Raw genomic sequence first — 20,231 nt, 5'->3', positions numbered from 1 at the left:
TTCATTTCATAAGAAAAATGCTAGTAACGTTCCAATCCATTCTTTTCCTTTATCAACAAGGGAAAGAGAAGCGACATCTTTCCAAGTAAGCAATGTAGACCCTTCGATATCTTTGCTAATTTGAACCTTAATTTCTTGTATAAAAGCTGAGTCATACAGGAGACAATTTATTTCATGATTAATATATAAGCTTCTCATATCAAAATTAGCTGTTCCGATATCACAAATATGATTATCTACCATAATAATTTTTGCATGAAAAAAACCTTGTTGAAATTCATAAATGTTACATCCTACCTTCATCAATTTCCGGCAGTATGGTAGCTTAGCTTCGCGAACGAGCGGGTGGTCTGCTTTTTTAGGAACGAGAATTGTAATGCGAACACCTCGTTTCTTTGCTTGTAATAATGCATTCATTACTATTTTTCCCGGAACAAAATAGGGTGTGCCAATGTATAATTCTTCTTTTGCACTTTCAATCAGTGATACAAATGTTTCCTGTAAATAAGCACCGTCTGTTGGGATAAAGCGGTGCAATATAGGACCTGGTAGTTGTTTGGGAAAAAGTGCCACTTCTTCTAGTAAATCTTCATTTGTATCATCGCGCCAATCGTGCAAAAATTGTTTTTGTAAATCTTGTACGCCTTCTCCAGTTAGGCGTAAATGATAATCACGCCAAAGGCCAAGTTCTGGATCACGCCCTAAATATTCTTCTCCGATGTTGAATCCCCCAATATAGCCAATCTTCCCGTCGATAATCGTAATTTTTCTATGATTTCTTTGGTTTGCAGAAAAAAAGAGAAAAGGGATCTTGATTTTATGACAATATGAAAAAGATACACCGTGTTGTCGCATTGAGCGAATCGCCTCATCTGATAAATGATGGCTTCCTATACGATCGAGAAGTAGACGTACTTCTATCCCTTGTTTTGCTTTTTCAGTGAGAAGTTGTAAAAAGGTGTGACTAATTTCATCATTTTTGACAATGAAAAATAGAATATGTATATGGTGTTTTGCCTCCTGTATATCCAGAAATAAATCATTATATAAATTTGTTCCCCATGTATACAATTTAAAATTGCCGCGTCGTAAAGGAAAAGGGCGGGGCTTTACTTTTTTTAAATGATGTGTTCTTCCGAGCAAAAAGTCGAGTGAGACCCATATGATTAAGCCTATTAGTAAGAGAGATAAAAAGACCATTATCAAATTACCTCCTGCGAATTCATTTTTATAGTTTCACCTAAATAAACAGCTTTATGAAAAAATATTGTGTTGTATAACAAAAAACTGTTGACTGAATGCTCACTCATTATATAATGAGGATAGAGGATATAATTCAGAAAATTATTTATTTTCGAAGATTCTAAAAGAAAGAAGGCTTACAAAGAGAGGGGTAGCATAAAAATGAATAGTTTACTGATCATTAATTGGCTGGCTGCCATTGCTGTTATTGCTTATGCGGGATATTTGTTTGTATATCTTATACGGACGAGGATGGCCTACATACAACTAGGAAAAAAAGTAGAATTTGACCGCCGCTTTAAAGAGCGATGGGATCTCCTGAAGGTCAACGTTTTCGGCCAAAAAAAATTGCTGAAAGATAAAAAAAGCGGCATCATGCACGTTATGTTTTTTTACGGATTTATTCTTGTCCAATTCGGAGCAATTGACTTCATTTGGAAAGGACTCGCACCAGGATCACATCTTCCACTTGGACCACTATACCCTGCATTTACATTCTTCCAGGAAATTGTCACACTTATGATTTTAATCGCAGTTTTTTGGGCTTTTCATAGAAGATATGTTGAAAAGCTTGTTCGTTTAAAACGTAATTTTAAATCGGGCCTTGTTCTTATTTTTATTGGAGGCTTAATGCTTTCTGTACTACTTGGTAACGGCATGGGCATTATATGGCACGGTGAGGAACTTTCATGGAGCGAACCAATTGCTTCTGGAATCGCTTACGTTTTTTCGGGAATAAATGAAACCGTAGCCATTTCGGTGTTCTATTTTTCTTGGTGGGTGCATCTACTTATTTTGTTAACATTTTTAGTTTATGTACCACAATCAAAACACGCTCATTTAATTGCTGGACCGGCCAATGTATTTTTTAGCCGTCTTTCTAATCCAGGAAAACTTGAAAAAATTGATTTTGAAGATGAAACACAAGAAACATTTGGTGTTGGAAAAATTGAAGACTTTAGACAGACACAACTTATTGATTTATATGCTTGTGTAGAATGCGGACGCTGTACGAGTATGTGCCCGGCAACAGGGACAGGCAAGATGCTGTCGCCAATGGATTTAATTTTAAAGCTTCGCGATCATTTAACTGATAAGGGGGCAGCGGTGACATCAAAGGTACCGTGGGTTCCGGCAGTTGCATTTAACAATACTCAAGGAAATCAGTTAGCGATGATGACGGCTGGTCAAGGACAACAGGAGTCAGCTGCTACGGCACTTTCATATGATCCGAGTTTAATCGGGGATGTCATTACAGAAGAAGAAATTTGGGCATGTACAACGTGCCGTAACTGCGAAGACCAGTGCCCTGTTATGAATGAGCATGTTGATAAAATTATTGATCTACGTCGTTATCTTGTTTTAACAGAAGGAAAGATGGATGCGGAAGCGCAGCGTGCAATGACAAATATTGAACGCCAAGGAAATCCGTGGGGGCTGAATCGTAAAGAGCGCGAAACATGGCGACAAGGTGATGATGAAGTAACGGTTCCGACTGTGAAAGAGAAAACGAAAGCTGGCGAAGAATTTGAATATTTATTCTGGGTTGGGTCTATGGGATCGTATGATAATCGCAGTCAGAAAATTGCGATATCGTTTGCGAAGCTGATGAATAAAGCAGGCATATCATTTGCGATTCTTGGTAACAAAGAAAAGAACTCTGGAGATACACCACGACGCCTTGGAAATGAGTTCGTATTCCAAGAGATGGCTACAAAGAACATTGAAGAGTTTGAAAAAGCAGGTGTGAAGAAAATTGTTACGATTGATCCGCATGCCTATAACACATTTAAAAATGAGTATCCAGACTTTGGCTTACAAGCAGAAGTCTATCACCATACAGAATTATTAGCGCAGTGGGTGAAAGAAGGGCGACTAGAGCCGGTTCACCGTATTGAAGAGACGATTACGTATCATGACTCCTGTTATTTAGGAAGATACAACGAAGTATATGAAGCACCGCGTAGTATTTTAAAAGCAATTCCAGGTGTGAAAGTTGTTGAAATGGAGCGTAATCGTGAAACTGGCATGTGCTGCGGCGCAGGCGGCGGACTTATGTGGATGGAAGAAACAACAGGTTCGCGCATTAACGTTGCCCGTACAGAGCAGGCGCTTGCTGTGAAACCGTCAATTATTGGTACAGGATGTCCGTATTGCTTAACGATGATTAGTGACGGTACGAAAGCAAAAGAAGTAGAAGAGCAAGTTCAGACACTTGATGTAACAGAAATTTTAGAACGCTCTGTAATTGGACCTAAAAAAGAAGCTATGTAGTACGTAAGAATCTATACAACTTTAGAAAGAGGTGCAAGATTTGCACCTCTTCTCAGCGTAGGAGTACCGAGCGTGCGCTCAGCGCCGAAAAAAAGAAATGGGGGAAATAAACGTGGTAAGAACAGTTATTTTAAGTGCTGCAAGAACACCGGTTGGAAAATTTGGGGGATCTTTAAAGGATGTTAAAGCAACGGAACTTGGAGGAATTGCGATTAAAGCTGCGCTTGAACGAGCGAATGTTGCTGCAAATGATGTTGAAGAAGTTATATTTGGAGCGGTGATTCAAGGCGGACAGGGGCAAATTCCTTCGCGCCAGGCAGCAAGAGAAGCTGGACTTCCTTGGGAAACTCGTACAGAAACAGTGAATAAAGTTTGTGCATCGGGACTACGTGCTGTGACATTAGCGGATCAAGTTATTCGCACTGGGGATCAAACGCTTATTGTAGCGGGTGGAATGGAATCGATGAGCAATAGTCCTTATATTCTACAAGGTGCCCGATGGGGATATCGGATGGGACATAATCAAGTTGCTGATTTAAATATAGTAGATGGCTTAACATGTTCATTTTCTGGTATACATATGGGCGTGTATGGCGGGGAAGTCGCGAAGGAGGATGGAATCTCTCGCGAAGCGCAAGATGAATGGGCGTACCGTAGTCATCAGCGCGCAGTTGCTGCGCAAAAAGAAGGAAGATTTGAAGAAGAAATCGTTCCTGTTTCAGTACCGCAGCGCAAAGGAGATCCGATTGTTGTTACAAAAGATGAAGCGCCACGTGAGGATACAACAATTGAAAAGTTAGCAAAATTAAAACCTGTATTTGATCCGGCAGCAACAGTAACAGCTGGGAATGCACCTGGATTAAATGACGGCGGGGCAGCGCTTGTATTAATGAGCGAAGACAGAGCGCAGCAAGAAGGAAGAAAACCGTTAGCGACAATTTTAGCGCATACAGCCATTGCAGTAGAAGCGAAGGATTTCCCAAGAACGCCAGGTTATGCGATTAACGAACTTTTGAAACAAACAGGTAAGACTGTGGATGAGATTGACTTATTTGAGATTAACGAAGCCTTTGCAGCAGTTTCAATTGCGAGTGCAAATATTGCAGGAATTGATCCGGAGAAAATTAACGTAAATGGCGGCGCGGTTGCGATGGGTCATCCAATTGGAGCAAGCGGAGCACGGATTATTGTAACGCTTATTCATGCGCTGAAGCAGCGCGGCGGTGGAATTGGAATTGCATCGATTTGCAGCGGTGGCGGTCAAGGCGACGCGATTATGATTGAGGTTCATTAATAAAAAGGGGGAGAAAAAATGAGTGTACAAAAAATTGTGGTAATCGGTGCGGGGCAAATGGGTTCAGGTATTGCACAGGTGTGTGCGATGGCAGGATATGATGTGTATATGCAAGATTTGAAGCAAGACCAATTAGATCGGGGATTATCCATTATTACAAAAAACTTAGCACGCCAAGTAGAAAAAGGACGCATGGATGAAGAGTCAAAGGAAGCAACTTTAAATCGTCTTACTGCGACGCTTGAATTGGATTGTGTAAAAGAAGCGGATCTTGTCATTGAGGCAGCCGTTGAGAAAATGGATATTAAAAAGAAAATTTTCGCGAATTTAGATGAAATTGCACCAGAACATACAATTTTGGCAACAAATACATCTTCCTTACCAATTACCGAAATCGCAGCGGTAACAAACCGCCCAGAGAAAGTAATCGGTATGCACTTTATGAATCCAGTTCCAGTGATGAAGCTTGTTGAAATTATCCGCGGGCTTGCAACAGACGATGCGGTATACGAAACAATCGAAGACATTACAAAGAAAATCGGAAAAGTACCTGTTGAAGTAAATGACTTCCCTGGATTTGTTTCTAACCGTATTTTATTACCGATGATCAATGAAGCGATTTATACGCTATATGAAGGTGTAGCGACAAAAGAAGCGATTGATGAAGTAATGAAGCTTGGTATGAATCACCCTATGGGACCACTGACGTTAGCGGATTTTATCGGCTTAGATACGTGTTTATACATTATGGAAGTTCTGCATGAAGGACTAGGAGATAGTAAGTATCGCCCATGTCCATTATTACGTAAGTATGTAAATGCAGGGTGGTTAGGAAGAAAAACAGGACGCGGTTTCTACGTATACGAGTAAGCAAGATAAGGTAGATCTCCCTCTTTTTTACAAAGTAGTGGTCTTACCAGGAAGGTGAAAGAGGATATATAGCAAATGGAGGCGGGGCGTATGAATTTTTATTTTACGGAAGAGCAGCAGATGATGAGGAAAATGGTTCGGGATTTTGCGCAAAAGGAAATTGCCCCCTTTGTTCCAAGTATGGAACAAGGGGTGTTCCCTAGAGAAATTTTGACGAAAATGGGGGAACTTGGACTTATGGGGATTCCAGCGCCGGCAAAATATGGTGGCGCGGAAATGGATTTCATTTCTTACATTTTAGCGATTGAGGAAATATCAAAAGTGAGCGCGACGATTGGTGTTATTTTAGCGGTACATACATCGGTTGGAACAAACCCAATTTTATATTTTGGAACAGAGGAACAGAAACAGAAATATGTTTCTAAACTGGCGACAGGTGAATATTTAGGTGCATTTGCTTTAACGGAGCCGAATGCGGGTTCAGATGCAGGTAGCTTAAAATCAAGGGCCATAAAACAGGGTGACCACTATATCATTAACGGATCGAAAGTATTTATTACAAACGGCGGCGAGGCAAATACATATATCGTATTTTCTTCTACAAATCCAGGTGCAGGAAAAAGCGGGATTTCGGCGTTTATTGTAGAAAAAGATACACCAGGCTTAATCGTTGGCAAAGACGAGCATAAGATGGGACTGCTTGGTTCTCGTACCGTGCAATTAACATTTGAAGATATGAAGGTGCCAGCAGAGAACTTACTTGGTGAAGAAGGACAAGGCTTTAAAGTAGCGATGGCAAATTTAGATGTTGGCCGCATTGGTATCGGGGCACAGGCACTTGGAATCGCTGAGGCAGCGCTAACATGTGCAGTGGATTATGCGAAGGAACGTCAGCAATTTGGGAAGCCGATTGCCGCGCAGCAAGGACTTGGCTTTAAACTAGCAGATATGGCTACGAGCGTAGAAGCAGCGAGGCTACTTGTGTATAGGGCAGCATCGCTCAGAGCGCAAGGACTTCCGTGCGGGAAAGAAGCATCTATTGCAAAGTTATTTGCTTCGAAAACAGCGGTGGATGTCGCAATTGAAGCGGTGCAAGTATTTGGTGGTTACGGTTATACGAAAGATTATCCAGTTGAGCGATTTTTCCGTGATGCAAAAATTTGTGAAATTTACGAAGGAACGAGTGAAATACAAAGGCTTGTTATTAGCCGTGCACTATAGAGAGAAGAGAGCGGGGAGGAAGAAACATGCATTTTAAATTATCAGAAGAACACGAAATGATAAGAAAAATGGTTCGGGACTTTGCGAGAAATGAAGTGGCCCCAACAGCTGCTGAGCGCGACGAAGAAGAACGATTTGACCGTGCTTTATTTGACCAAATGGCAGAACTTGGTTTAACAGGAATTCCATGGCCTGAAGAATACGGCGGGATTGGAAGCGATTACTTAGCGTACGTGATCGCGGTAGAAGAGTTATCACGTGTTTGCGCTTCGACAGGTGTAACGTTATCTGCTCATACTTCGCTTGCTGGATGGCCTATTTTTAAATTTGGAACAGAAGAGCAAAAACAAAAGTTTTTACGTCCGATGGCAGAAGGAAAGAAAATTGGCGCATACGGTTTAACAGAGCCAGGTTCTGGTTCAGATGCAGGCGGGATGAGAACGACGGCAAAGCGCGATGGTGATCATTACATTTTAAATGGGTCCAAAATTTTTATTACAAATGGGGGAATCGCTGATATTTACGTTGTCTTTGCATTAACTGATCCAGAATCGAAACAGCGCGGCACAAGTGCATTCATTGTAGAAAGTGATGCACCAGGATTTTCAGTTGGTAAGAAAGAGAGCAAGCTTGGGATTCGCTCTTCACCAACAACAGAAATCATGTTTGAAGACTGCCGTATCCCTGCTGAGAACTTACTTGGCGAAGAAGGACAAGGGTTTAAAATTGCAATGCAGACGCTGGACGGCGGACGTAATGGGATTGCTGCACAGGCCGTTGGTATCGCGCAAGGCGCTTTAGATGCTTCTGTGGATTATGCGAGAGAAAGGCACCAATTTGGGAAGCCAATCGCCGCGCAACAAGGAATCGGTTTTAAATTAGCGGATATGGCGACAAATGTAGAAGCAGCGCGCCTATTAACATATCAAGCTGCTTGGCTAGAATCAGAAGGACTTCCATACGGAAAAGAATCGGCGATGTCGAAAGTATTTGCTGGCGATACGGCGATGAAAGTAACGACTGAAGCAGTGCAAGTATTTGGTGGATATGGATATACGAAAGATTATCCAGTGGAACGTTTTATGCGCGATGCGAAGATTACGCAAATTTATGAGGGAACACAAGAAATTCAAAGACTTGTGATTTCTCGTATGTTAACGAAATAAGAGAAAGAGCGTAGGGGGGCTTCCTACGCTTTTTCCTTCCAAATAATAGAGAGAGGTGAAGGGGATGGTTAAGCACAATGTACATGCATCTGTAAAGGATGAGAAGCTGGTTGCGCTAAGGCGTGAACAGATGATCAAAGGAGCTGTGCAGCTTTTTAAACAAAAAGGATTTCCGCGTACAACAACGAGGGAGATTGCAAAAGCGGCGGGGTTTAGTATTGGGACACTTTATGAATATATTCGTACGAAAGATGATGTCTTATATCTAGTATGTGATAGTATTTACGAACATGTAAAAGAAAGATTAGAAAAAGTAGTGTGCACAGAAAAAGGAAGTATTGAAAGTTTAAGAATAGCAATTACGAATTATTTTAAAGTGATGGATGAGTTACAAGAAGAAGTATTAATTATGTATCAAGAAGTTCGTTTTTTACCGAAAGAGTCTCTTCCATACGTGTTAGAAAAAGAGTTCCAAATGGTGGGGATGTTTGAAAATATTTTAGAACAGTGCACGAGAAACGGCACATTTACATTAACAAAAAAGGAAATACAGCTGCTCGCTCATAATATTTTCATTCAAGGACAAATGTGGGGATTTAGACGTTGGGCGTTACAAAAGCTTTATACGCTAGAGGAATATACAGAAATGCAGATTAGGTATGTTTTACATGGAGCGCATATGCTTCCGAAATAGAAGGTTATATAAATATAAAACTCTCTTTATTTAGGCGGGAGAGAGCATCCGGCCATGCATAGAAGCGGTCAGAGCCTTTTTTAGCCCCATGCTGGGTGAAATCAGGAGAGGAAAATGAGAGGAAATCCACTTTTGTATTTATAGCCGCAATTTATATGCTTGAAAATCACAATGGATTTATATCGTTCTTACAGCTTAATCTCGTAAATAATGGCCTATAATCACTTTTAATGACTCCTTATAAAAGTTTCCCATTTTTTTTGTAGCATATTTGTTGGAGTTTTGTTTATAATGAATAGTATGGATTTTTTTAAACAGGCCGTTATATATAGGATTATATTTTAAGAAAGGAAGTGCCGCATAAGTGGATTTTAAGCAATATTCACCAGAAGAGCTAAAAGAATTTTCCATGATTGAGGTTGTACATAGTGTTTTAGAGGATAAAAGACAGGCAACGTCATTCCATGATTTGGTTCAAGAAATTGCTCAAGTGCTGGGACTATCTCAAGAACAAGTTGCTGCGAAGATCGCACAATTTTATACAGATTTAAATATTGATGGACGTTTCATCAATTTAGGAGAAAACCGTTGGGGACTACGTAGCTGGTACCCATACGAGCAAATCGATGAGGAAATTCTACCTCAACCAAAACCTAAGAAAAAGCGCAAGGTTGAAGAAGATGACTTTGATGACTACGTTGAAGAAGACGAAGACTTCAGTGAAGAAGACTTCGATGATGAAAACGAAGACGATGATGATGTAGAAGATTTGGACAAGGTTCTTGATGAAGACGATGATCTTGATGACTTAGAAGATGAAGAAGATGAAGAATTCGCTGACGAAGAACTCGAGTACGATGAAACAGAAGAAGAGGAAGAGGAAGAACTGTAGTTCTTGACTTTTCATTATCGTCCATGTAGAATCATTTTTGGGCTCTTTAAAACAGGACGATAATACTTTTTAAGTGTAAATATAAAAGAAAATTGCTCCCTACTTATTACTTTTTGTAATGAGGGGAGCAATTTTCTTTTTTGTTTTTTGTTTAGAAAATAAAAAGAGTCTAACAATAAGATAGATACAGTGTTATCTACATACGTTGCGCTTTGCAACGGTGATTATATAACAACAAAGTAGAAGGGAGTACTTTCATGACTAAGTATATTTTTGTAACAGGCGGTGTAGTATCTTCTTTAGGAAAAGGAATTACAGCAGCATCCCTTGGAAGACTTTTAAAAAATCGTGGTTTAAACGTAACAATTCAAAAGTTTGACCCATACATTAACGTAGACCCGGGGACAATGAGCCCATACCAACACGGTGAGGTATTCGTAACAGATGATGGCGCAGAAACAGATTTAGACCTTGGTCACTATGAGCGTTTCATCGACATTAATTTAAACAAATACAGCAACGTAACAACAGGTAAAATTTACTCTTCAGTTCTTCAAAAAGAGCGTCGCGGTGAATATCTAGGAGGAACAGTTCAAGTTATTCCTCACATTACAAATGAAATTAAAGAGCGTGTATATCGTTCAGGCCGCGAAACAAATGCGGACGTTGTTATTACGGAAATCGGGGGAACGGTTGGTGATATCGAGTCTCTACCATTCCTAGAAGCAATTCGCCAAATTAAGAGCGATATTGGCCGTGACAACGTAATGTACATTCACTGTACACTAATCCCGTACTTAAAAGCAGCGGGTGAAATGAAAACAAAGCCAACGCAACATAGCGTTAAAGAACTTCGTAGCTTAGGCATTCAGCCAAACATTATCGTTGTTCGTACAGAAATGCCTGTTTCTCAAGATATGAAAGACAAGCTAGCATTATTCTGTGACATTGATACAAAAGCAGTTATTGAAGCGCGCGATGCAGATACATTATATGCAGTTCCATTATCTCTTCAAGAGCAAAATATGGACCAAATCGTTTGCGATCACTTAAAATTAGACAACCCAGCTGCAGATATGACAGAATGGACTGCATTAGTTGAAAAAGTACGCAACCTATCTAAGAAAACAAAAATCGCTCTTGTTGGTAAATATGTAGAGCTTCAAGATGCATACATTTCTGTTGTAGAAGCACTTCGCCATGCAGGTTATTCATTTGATACAGATGTAGAAGTGAAATGGGTAAACGCTGAGCACGTAACAGCAGAAAACGTAAAAGAATTAGTTGGCGATACAGACGGTATCCTTGTACCAGGTGGCTTCGGCGACCGCGGTGTAGAAGGGAAAATCGCTGCAATTCAATATGCACGTGAAAATAAAGTTCCATTCTTAGGAATTTGCTTAGGAATGCAACTTGCATCAATCGAATTTGCACGTAACGTATTAGGATTAGAAGGAGCTAACTCTTCTGAAATTAACCCTGACACACCTTATGCAATTATCGACTTATTACCAGAACAAAAAGATGTAGAAGACTTAGGTGGTACACTTCGTCTTGGTCTATACCCATGTAAGCTTACTCCAGAAACAAATGCTTACAATGCGTATAACGAACCGGTTGTATATGAGCGTCATCGTCATCGTTATGAGTTCAACAACGAATTCCGTAAAGACATGGAAGGAGCTGGATTCATTTTCTCTGGTACAAGCCCAGACGGTCGTTTAGTAGAAATCATTGAATTACAAGATCATCCTTGGTTCGTGGCAGCACAGTTCCATCCAGAACTTGTATCTCGTCCAAACCGTCCACAATCGTTGTTCCGTGATTTCGTAAAAGCTTCTATTACGAATAAAGAAAGCAAGTAATAAAAAAGGCGTCCAAATTTGGACGCCTTTTTCCTTTACTCATATTCGTTTATCATTTCATCAATTGTAAATTTTAAACCGTGATAAGCAAAGAGGGATAAGATTAAACTAGGGAAACCGTAACGGTTGCCTTCATCATCGGGAATCAAACCTTTTAGTAATTTTGTATCAATATGTACATCTGTAAATTGTTCTAGTGAGACATCGCCATTTTGAATAGCTGAAATACCAACAATAGAATGACCCTCTTCTTGTAACTTTTTAGCCAATGAAATGATATCCTCATCTGTTGAAAAACGACTGATAAGAAGTACGCGGTCTGCGGAAGTAACGTCTGCTTGGTTACCGTTTTCTATTAAGCGTTTTGCTTGTTTGAGTGATTCTGCGCCATGCAGTGCTTCAAGAACTACGCCCTCCATTTCTTGTGTACCGTGTAAATAAACGATGCCATCGCCAACTAAAGCTTGGGCAAGTAGACGGGCACTATCTTCTATATTCATCTCTTCTGTTTGAGAAATTCGTGTAAAATAGCCGCTCAATTGAGTAGAAAAAATTTTTAACATTATGTTGCTCCTTTCGATTGTGTTAGGCGGCTTTCATTATAGCTTATTTTTTTAGAAAGGCGAAGTAATAGGGGTAGCATAACAAAATAGTAGACGATAAAATAAGAAAGAACAGGAAGGAATTTGGTAAACAGTAGCGAAAATAATCGAATAGGATATAAGAAGCTTTTAATCTTGTATTTACACAGAAAGGTTGGGGATTATGGAAGGGAAAATTTTAATCGTTGATGATCAATACGGCATTCGTGTGTTATTGCATGAAGTGTTCCAAAAAGAAGGTTATCAAACGTTCCAAGCAGCAAATGGATTTCAAGCTTTAGATATCGTGAAAAAGGATAATCCAGATTTAGTTATTTTAGATATGAAAATTCCAGGTATGGATGGTATAGAGATTTTAAAACATGTAAAAGAAATTAATGAAGATATTAAAGTTATTTTAATGACTGCTTACGGAGAGCTTGATATGATTCAGGAAGCGAAAGATCTAGGGGCTCTCATGCACTTTGCTAAGCCGTTTGATATTGACGAAATTCGTCAAGCAGTACGAAATGAAATTGCTGTACAGGCTTAAAAAATGAATTTTTTATAAAAAAAATGGAAAAAAGCGTTTACATGGGCTGATGAGCAGGTGAATACAGTTGAGTTTTTGGATACAAGTTGTTATCCTATTGAGTGTAGAAAAAAGTCCGGTATGTAGATATACATATTTTACCTTATTCTGGTCATACTACCAGCGATAAGAACTTATCGGATACAAAAAACGTTTTTTAGGAGGATTCACCATGCCTTTAGTTTCCATGAAAGAAATGCTAAACAAAGCACTAGAAGGAAAATACGCAGTTGGTCAATTCAACATGAACAACTTAGAGTGGACTCAAGCTATTTTAGCTGCTGCAGAAGAAGAAAAATCTCCTGTAATCCTAGGTGTATCTGAGGGTGCAGCTCGTCATATGACTGGTTTCAAAACAGTTGTAGCTATGGTTAAAGCTTTAATCGAAGAAATGAACATCACTGTTCCTGTAGCGATTCACCTTGACCATGGTTCAAGCTTCGAAAAATGTAAAGAAGCAATCGATGCAGGTTTCACATCTGTAATGATCGACGCTTCTCACCATCCATTCGAAGAAAACGTAGAAACTACTAAAAAAGTAGTAGAATACGCACACGCTCGTAACGTATCTGTAGAAGCTGAGCTTGGTACAGTTGGCGGACAAGAAGACGACGTAATTGCTGAAGGCGTTATCTACGCTGATCCTGAAGAGTGTAAACACCTTGTTGAAGCAACTGGCATCGACTGCCTAGCTCCAGCTTTAGGTTCTGTACATGGTCCTTACAAAGGTGAGCCTAACTTAGGATTCAAAGAAATGGAACAAGTTCGCGACTTCACTGGTGTACCTTTAGTACTTCACGGTGGTACTGGTATCCCAACTGCTGATATCGTGAAAGCTATTTCTTTAGGTACTTCAAAAATCAACGTAAACACTGAGAACCAAATCGAGTTTACAAAAGCTGTTCGCGAAGTATTAAACAAAGACCAAGAAGTTTACGATCCTCGTAAATTTATCGGACCTGGCCGCGAAGCTATCAAAGCAACTGTTGTTGGTAAAATTCGTGAATTCGGTTCTAACGGTAAAGCGTAAGAATAAAATTCCGTTTTGGAAACCGTCTAGTCTTTTAGACGGTTTCCTTTCGTTGTATAATGAAAGCGTGAACAAGTCTTAAGATTAATTAAATTTCTACATTTCTTATATACTAAAGGAGTTTTCTACTTCTATTAAAGATAAAAGTGGAACAGAATGTGCATAGTCCTATTAATAAATGTAATAACGTATCTAAAGTAAGTGATGAACAAATCTTGACAGGCAGTTAGTCTTCATCTACTCACTTAAAATATCATTATTTTTTTGGTGAGGCCTTACTGCTTGTTAAGTTTAGACTAGAGAATATTTTATTGATAGTTTGTTGAACGAATGAGATTCTTAAGGCAAGGCTTTCTGTTTTCTTTGAAAGGGGAGCTGAAAGTAAATACATTCACAAGAAGGGAGCTCAACATGGAAAAGTTGCTGATTGAAGGTGGACGACCTTTAAATGGATCAATTCGCGTGAGCGGTGCAAAAAATAGTGCTGTTGCTCTAATTCCAGCGACCATTCTAGCTGATACTCCAGTGACCATCGGTGGTGTACCTAATATTTCAGATGTGAAGATGTTAGGAGATCTACTAGAGGAAATTGGAGGAGTTGTAACATACAATCAGGAGGAAGAGATGACAATTGATCCTTCCAAAATGGTTGCTATGCCTTTGCCAAATGGGAAGGTAAAAAGATTACGTGCTTCTTATTACTTGATGGGCGCTATGCTTGGCCGCTTTAAAAAAGCTGTAATTGGGCTTCCTGGTGGATGTCACTTAGGACCAAGGCCAATCGATCAGCACATTAAAGGATTTGAGGCATTAGGTGCACATGTGACAAATGAGCAAGGTGCAATCTATTTAAGAGCGGATGAATTACGAGGAGCTCGTATTTATTTAGATGTTGTGAGTGTAGGAGCAACAATTAACATTATGCTAGCAGCTGTGCGTGCAAAAGGTAGAACAGTGATTGAAAATGCTGCGAAAGAACCAGAAATTATTGATGTAGCGACATTACTAACAAGTATGGGAGCACGAATTAAAGGTGCTGGTACAGATGTAATTCGCATTGATGGTGTGAATTCTCTTCACGGTTGTCATCATTCTATTATTCCAGACCGAATTGAAGCAGGTACGTACATGATTTTAGGAGCGGCATCTGGTGGAGAAGTAACAGTTGATAATGTAATCCCGCAACATTTAGAGTCAATCACCGCAAAATTACGAGAAGCTGGTGTACAAGTCGAGACGAACGATGATCAAATTACGGTAAATGGGAATCGTAAACTCCGAATAGTTGATATAAAAACACTTGTGTATCCAGGATTTCCGACAGATTTGCAACAACCTTTTACAACTCTTTTAACAAAGGCGCATGGTACGGGAGTTGTAACGGATACGATTTATGGCGCTCGTTTCAAACATATCGATGAATTGCGCCGAATGAATGCACAAATTAAGGTAGAAGGCCGTTCTGCTATTGTGACTGGGCCTGTCTCGTTACAAGGAGCAAAGGTAAAAGCGAGCGACTTACGAGCAGGTGCTGCACTTGTAATTGCAGGATTAATGGCTGATGGTATTACAGAAGTGACAGGGCTTGAGCATATTGACCGAGGTTATGAAAATATAGTAGACAAGCTTAAAGGTCTTGGTGCAAACATTTGGCGAGAACAAATGACGCAGCAAGAGATTGAAGAAATGAAAAATGCATAAATTGCAATGATTACTAGCAATGTACTGTTATTGGAGAATAAAGGCAAAGTGGTGGCGCTTTCGTTAGTGGGGAACGAAAATCGCTGCTGACGGAAGTTGCTCTTTATGAAAAAACAAGAAAGAGAACTCTATCCTTAAGGAATAGGTCTGGGGATAGAGTAGCATTGTTAGTAACTGCATTCTTGAACGCTGTGTACAAAAAAAGTAGTTCCAAAGGTATTTGCTAATGGAATAGAGGGGTTGAGCCATTAGGCAACTATGTCAACTCCACTCGTGTTAATGATCTGTTAAGATGCACGAGAAACCCCTACTTTAAGATCCAAAGGAGTTAAGTGGGGGAGTTTTCATAGAAAGAAACAGTTCACAAAATACGGCATAAATATTAAGACTTAAAGGAGAGGGATTATTGTGGAAAGAAGTTTATCTATGGAGTTAGTACGTGTAACAGAGGCTGCAGCATTATCATCAGCGCGTTGGATGGGACGCGGCAAAAAAGATGAAGCAGACGGTGCAGCAACATCTGCAATGCGTGATGTATTCGATACAATTCCGATGAAAGGTACAGTTGTAATTGGTGAGGGAGAAATGGATGAAGCGCCAATGCTGTACATCGGGGAAAAATTAGGTACAGGATACGGTCCACGTGTTGATGTAGCGGTTGATCCGTTAGAAGGAACAAATATTGTAGCAGCTGGAGGCTGGAATGCACTTGCTGTTATTGCGATTGCGGATCACGGTAATTTGTTACATGCTCCTGACATGTACATGGATAAAATCGCGGTTGGGCCAGAAGCGGTAGGTGCAGTTGATATTGATGCACCTATTATTGATAACTTACGTGCCGTTGCAAAAGCAAAAAATAAAGATATTGAAGATGTTGTTGCAACAGTGCTAAACCGACCACGTCACCAAGCGATTATTGAAGAAATTCGTAAAGCTGGCGCTCGTATTAAATTGATTAATGATGGCGATGTAGCAGGAGCGATTAATACAGCATTTGATCGTACAGGTGTTGATATTTTATTCGGTTCTGGTGGTGCACCTGAAGGCGTTCTTGCAGCAGTTGCATTAAAATGTTTAGGTGGAGAAATTCACGGGAAACTTCTCCCTCAAAACGAAGCAGAATTAGCTCGTTGCAAAAAGATGGGTATTGAAGATACTAATCGTATTCTTCGTATGGAGGACTTAGTAAAAGGTGACGATGCAATCTTTGCAGCAACAGGTGTAACAGATGGAGAATTACTACGCGGCGTTCAATTTAAAGGTAGCGTTGGTACAACAGAATCCCTTGTTATGCGTGCAAAATCTGGGACAGTTCGCTTTGTTGACGGACGTCACAGCTTAAATAAAAAACCGAATTTGGTTATTAAATAAAAAGCGGAAGCAGCTTGATCAGAATGGAAGGGGGATGGAGCTTCTGACGAAGAGGCGTATTTTGCCTCGTAGGAAGACGCGAAGCCACCGACCATTCTAGCTGCCGGAGCTGGATTAAATAAAAAGTGAAAATGGCTCGTTCAGTTCTGATTGGCTAAGGTTCTTTCGCACAAAAGGCGCTTTTTTCCTTTAGTGGGGAAGGTTTTTAGACACGAAGAGCTAGCCGTTGGAACTGGATAAATAAAAAGTGGAAACGGCTCAATCAGCTTTGATTTTGCCCTCATCCAAATGGTGTAAAGAAAAAAACAGAAGCGATATAAAAAGCGGAGACAACTTTTCTTGTCTTCGCTTCTTGTATTTGTGTTACAACGTATTGATTAAAACTAGATAAAAGGGTTACAATAGTGGATATTATCCTACTTGAACTTATTGCCTTTCATTATTATGTATTTGCCTTCCGTATTTTTTCCCTTTACCCATGTGAAAAGAGAATAATATTAAAGTGTGGTGTCTGAATGAATTTGTCAATTGCAGCATTAGAAAACATGAAGTTAAAAGAATTATATGAGCTTGCGAAAGAATTTAAGATTTCGTATTACAGCAAATTAACAAAGAAAGAGTTAATTTTTGCTATATTAAAAGCTCGCGCAGAAAAAGAAGGTTTCTTTTTCATGGAAGGTGTACTAGAAATTATTCAATCAGAAGGATTCGGATTTTTACGTCCGATCAACTATTCTCCAAGCTCAGAAGATATCTATATTTCAGCTTCGCAAATTCGTCGTTTTGATTTGCGTAATGGAGATAAAGTTTCTGGTAAAGTACGACCTCCGAAAGAAAATGAACGCTATTTTGGATTGTTACAAGTTGAAGCGGTAAATGGTGATGATCCGGAATCAGCAAAAGAGCGTGTGCATTTCCCTGCATTAACACCGTTATATCCAAATCGTCAAATGAAATTGGAAACAGAAACAAAGAAATTATCAACACGCATTATGGATTTAATCGCACCAGTTGGATTTGGACAACGTGGTTTAATTGTCGCGCCTCCTAAGGCTGGTAAGACGATACTGTTAAAAGAAATTGCTCACAGTGTTACAACAAATCATCCGGAAGCGGAACTGATTGTGCTTTTAATTGATGAGCGTCCAGAGGAAGTAACGGATATTGAACGTTCTGTCAAAGGCGATGTTGTAAGTTCTACGTTCGATGAAGTGCCAGAAAATCATATTAAGGTAGCTGAGCTTGTATTAGAACGTGCGATGCGTCTTGTAGAACATAAGAAAGACGTTATCATTTTAATGGATAGTATTACCCGTTTAGCACGTGCTTACAACCTCGTTATCCCGCCAAGTGGACGTACATTGTCGGGTGGTATAGACCCAGCTGCGTTCCATCGACCAAAACGATTTTTCGGGGCAGCTCGTAACATCGAAGAGGGCGGTAGCTTAACGATTTTAGCAACAGCACTTGTTGATACAGGTTCTCGTATGGATGATGTAATCTACGAAGAATTTAAAGGAACTGGTAATATGGAACTTCATTTAGATCGCTCGTTAGCTGAACGTCGTATCTTCCCGGCGATTGATATTCGCCGCTCTGGTACACGTAAAGAAGATCTATTAATTCCTAAAGAACATCTAGACAAGCTATGGGGTATTCGTAAAACAATGCGTGATACACCAGACTTTGTTGAGAGCTTCTTACGTAAGTTGCGTCAAACGAAAACAAATGAAGAATTTTTACAAAACATTGTTGCGGACTCAAAAAGATATGTAACAACGAAGTAAAGGGAAACGGTGATGACTCGCTTATTTTTATACTAAGCGAGTTTTTCCATGCTTTTTTATGAGAGAAATTTAGCCAATCAGAGCTGGATGAGCCGCTTGCACTTTTATTTTAAAAAGACAAAAACAGGTAGTTGCAAAATGAAGTTAGCCTTGTTATAATTTCATCATATGTGTTTCATCAATATAGTTGTGATTGCAGCTAAAGATGAAAAACTCTGTTTCGAAAATGATTCAGGGCGGAAGGAGATGAAAAGAATGAAAGCAGGAATCCATCCAGATTACAAGAAAGTTGTATTCATGGACACAAACACAGGCTTCAAATTCTTAAGCGGATCTACTAAAGGTTCTAGCGAAACAATTGAGTGGGAAGATGGAAACACTTATCCATTACTAAAAGTTGAGATCAGTTCTGATTCTCACCCATTCTACACTGGACGTCAGAAGTTTGCTACTGCAGACGGACGTGTTGACCGCTTCAATAAGAAATACGGTCTTAAGTAATAAAAAACATAAAACAGGCAAGTGTATCTATTCGCTTGTCTGTTTTTTTTGCGAAAATATTAAACCTTTACCCTACTTTGGATAAAAAGTAGATGAAAGGAGAGCTCCATGTACTTAATAAATCAAAACGGTTGGATTGAAGTGATTTGCGGAAGTATGTTTTCTGGGAAATCAGAAGAGCTCATCCGCCGCGTACGTCGTACACAATTTGCAAAGCAACAGGCGATTGTATTTAAACCATGTATTGATAACCGTTATAGTGAAGAAGATGTTGTCTCACATAATGGATTAAAGGTAAGAGCAGTTCCTGTTTCAGCTTCAAAAGATATATTTAATCATATAACAGAAGAAATGGACGTTATTGCAATTGATGAGGTGCAGTTCTTTGATGGGGACATTGTGGAAGTGGTGCAAATATTGGCAAATCGTGGCTATCGTGTCATTGTAGCCGGTTTAGACCAAGATTTCCGTGGTCTACCATTTGGACAAGTTCCTCAGCTGATGGCGATTGCCGAATATGTAACGAAGCTGCAAGCAGTTTGTTCTGTATGCGGATCTCCAGCAAGTCGTACACAGCGCTTGATTGATAATGAACCAGCTTCTTTTGATGATCCAATTATTTTAGTTGGAGCTTCAGAGTCATATGAGCCGCGTTGCCGTCATTGTCATGCGGTACCTACAAAACAAAGATAAGTGAAACTCGCTACATAGGGCGGGTTTTTTTCGAAAATAGATGAAGATTGGGGCAAGCTCTTTGTGTGTCAGAGCTAAGCGAGCCGCCTTCACTTTTAAATATATCTAGCTCCGGCGGCAAGAATGGTCGGTGGTTTCGCTTCTTCCTATGAGGCAAAGGGCGCCTCTACGTCAGAAGCTCCATCCCCCTTCCATTCTGAGTGAGCCGCCTACGCTTTTAAATATATCTAGCTCCGGCGGCGAGAATGGTCGGTGGTTTCGCTTCTTCCTATGAGGCAAAGGGCGCCTCTACGTCAGAAGCTCCATCCCCCTTCCATTCTGAGCGAGCCGCCTGCGCTTTTAAAATAATAATTTGCGTTTTTTTGATTAAGTACCATATACTATTTGTATTAGATACTAGGATGTTGAGGTGAATGATGTGTTAGATCGTTTGCAAGCTGTAGAAGATCGTTAT

16 protein-coding genes and 1 pseudogene are annotated in these 20,231 nt (G+C 39.9%); 15 read left to right on the top strand and 2 right to left on the bottom strand.

Annotated features, from left to right (window positions below; all coding sequences use genetic code 11):
* Positions 1-6: 6 nt before the first annotated feature.
* On the bottom strand, positions 7-1,200 hold the full coding sequence (cls, locus tag BLV40_RS25425; protein ID WP_090695125.1) for a cardiolipin synthase: 1,194 nt from the start codon (positions 1,198-1,200) through the stop codon (positions 7-9).
* Positions 1,201-1,404: 204 nt separating this feature from the next.
* Here cls and BLV40_RS25420 point away from each other — a divergent pair, with 204 nt between their 5' ends.
* The 8 genes and pseudogenes from BLV40_RS25420 to pyrG all read left to right on the top strand — a co-directional run bounded on the left by BLV40_RS25420 (position 1,405) and on the right by pyrG (position 11,518).
* Entirely contained in the window at positions 1,405-3,516 is a 2,112-nt protein-coding gene (locus BLV40_RS25420; protein WP_090695122.1) for a (Fe-S)-binding protein, read from the top strand.
* A 9-nt stretch (positions 3,517-3,525) separates the two neighbouring features.
* Positions 3,526-4,810: pseudogene (locus BLV40_RS25415) on the top strand (acetyl-CoA C-acetyltransferase).
* An 18-nt stretch (positions 4,811-4,828) separates the two neighbouring features.
* Positions 4,829-5,680: a 3-hydroxybutyryl-CoA dehydrogenase gene (locus BLV40_RS25410; RefSeq protein ID WP_090695116.1), complete on the top strand. Its 852-nt coding sequence runs from the start codon at positions 4,829-4,831 to the stop codon at positions 5,678-5,680.
* A 90-nt stretch (positions 5,681-5,770) separates the two neighbouring features.
* Positions 5,771-6,901 carry an acyl-CoA dehydrogenase gene (locus BLV40_RS25405; protein ID WP_090695154.1) on the top strand — a complete coding sequence of 377 codons (1,131 nt, stop codon included), beginning with the start codon at positions 5,771-5,773 and terminating at the stop codon, positions 6,899-6,901.
* A 26-nt stretch (positions 6,902-6,927) separates the two neighbouring features.
* Positions 6,928-8,067, top strand: a complete 1,140-nt coding sequence (gene acdA / locus BLV40_RS25400) for an acyl-CoA dehydrogenase AcdA (protein WP_026591831.1) — start codon at positions 6,928-6,930, stop codon at positions 8,065-8,067.
* 64 nt (positions 8,068-8,131) lie between these two features.
* Positions 8,132-8,761: a TetR/AcrR family transcriptional regulator gene (locus BLV40_RS25395; protein ID WP_026591832.1), complete on the top strand. Its 630-nt coding sequence runs from the start codon at positions 8,132-8,134 to the stop codon at positions 8,759-8,761.
* Between the two features lie 364 nt (positions 8,762-9,125).
* The gene (gene rpoE / locus BLV40_RS25390; protein ID WP_026591833.1) at positions 9,126-9,653 is read left to right on the top strand and encodes a DNA-directed RNA polymerase subunit delta; all 528 of its coding nucleotides are present in this window, start codon (positions 9,126-9,128) and stop codon (positions 9,651-9,653) included.
* Between the two features lie 257 nt (positions 9,654-9,910).
* Complete coding sequence (gene pyrG / locus BLV40_RS25385) at positions 9,911-11,518, top strand: CTP synthase (RefSeq protein WP_090695112.1); 1,608 nt, start codon at positions 9,911-9,913, stop codon at positions 11,516-11,518.
* Between the two features lie 35 nt (positions 11,519-11,553).
* Here the strand turns inward: pyrG and BLV40_RS25380 are convergent, their stop codons facing one another.
* Positions 11,554-12,081: a DUF2529 domain-containing protein gene (locus BLV40_RS25380; protein WP_026591835.1), complete on the bottom strand. Its 528-nt coding sequence runs from the start codon at positions 12,079-12,081 to the stop codon at positions 11,554-11,556.
* A gap of 202 nt (positions 12,082-12,283) precedes the next feature.
* Here BLV40_RS25380 and spo0F point away from each other — a divergent pair, with 202 nt between their 5' ends.
* The 7 genes from spo0F (at position 12,284) to BLV40_RS25340 (ending at position 19,777) form a co-directional block, all read left to right on the top strand.
* The gene (gene spo0F, locus BLV40_RS25375; protein WP_026591836.1) at positions 12,284-12,652 is read left to right on the top strand and encodes a sporulation initiation phosphotransferase Spo0F; all 369 of its coding nucleotides are present in this window, start codon (positions 12,284-12,286) and stop codon (positions 12,650-12,652) included.
* Between the two features lie 211 nt (positions 12,653-12,863).
* Positions 12,864-13,721, top strand: a complete 858-nt coding sequence (locus BLV40_RS25370; RefSeq protein WP_026591837.1) for a class II fructose-bisphosphate aldolase — start codon at positions 12,864-12,866, stop codon at positions 13,719-13,721.
* Positions 13,722-14,132: 411 nt separating this feature from the next.
* Positions 14,133-15,422 (top strand): UDP-N-acetylglucosamine 1-carboxyvinyltransferase, encoded by a 1,290-nt coding sequence (murA, locus tag BLV40_RS25365; protein WP_026591838.1) that lies wholly within the window; start codon positions 14,133-14,135, stop codon positions 15,420-15,422.
* Positions 15,423-15,830: 408 nt separating this feature from the next.
* Positions 15,831-16,796 carry a class II fructose-bisphosphatase gene (gene glpX, locus BLV40_RS25360; protein WP_026591839.1) on the top strand — a complete coding sequence of 322 codons (966 nt, stop codon included), beginning with the start codon at positions 15,831-15,833 and terminating at the stop codon, positions 16,794-16,796.
* Between the two features lie 515 nt (positions 16,797-17,311).
* Entirely contained in the window at positions 17,312-18,583 is a 1,272-nt protein-coding gene (gene rho, locus BLV40_RS25350) for a transcription termination factor Rho (RefSeq protein WP_026591840.1), read from the top strand.
* Between the two features lie 255 nt (positions 18,584-18,838).
* Positions 18,839-19,084, top strand: a complete 246-nt coding sequence (locus BLV40_RS25345; protein ID WP_026591841.1) for a type B 50S ribosomal protein L31 — start codon at positions 18,839-18,841, stop codon at positions 19,082-19,084.
* Positions 19,085-19,192: 108 nt separating this feature from the next.
* Positions 19,193-19,777, top strand: coding sequence for a thymidine kinase (locus tag BLV40_RS25340; RefSeq protein ID WP_026591842.1), 585 nt, complete (start codon positions 19,193-19,195; stop codon positions 19,775-19,777).
* The last annotated feature ends 454 nt before the right edge of the window (positions 19,778-20,231 follow it).

This window comes from Bacillus sp. 166amftsu (assembly GCF_900107445.1).
Taxonomy (GTDB): Bacteria; Bacillota; Bacilli; order Bacillales; family Bacillaceae_G; genus Bacillus_A; species Bacillus_A arachidis.
The sequence above is the reverse complement of the archived record's forward strand: the minus strand, read 5'-3'. Positions and strand labels throughout refer to the sequence as shown.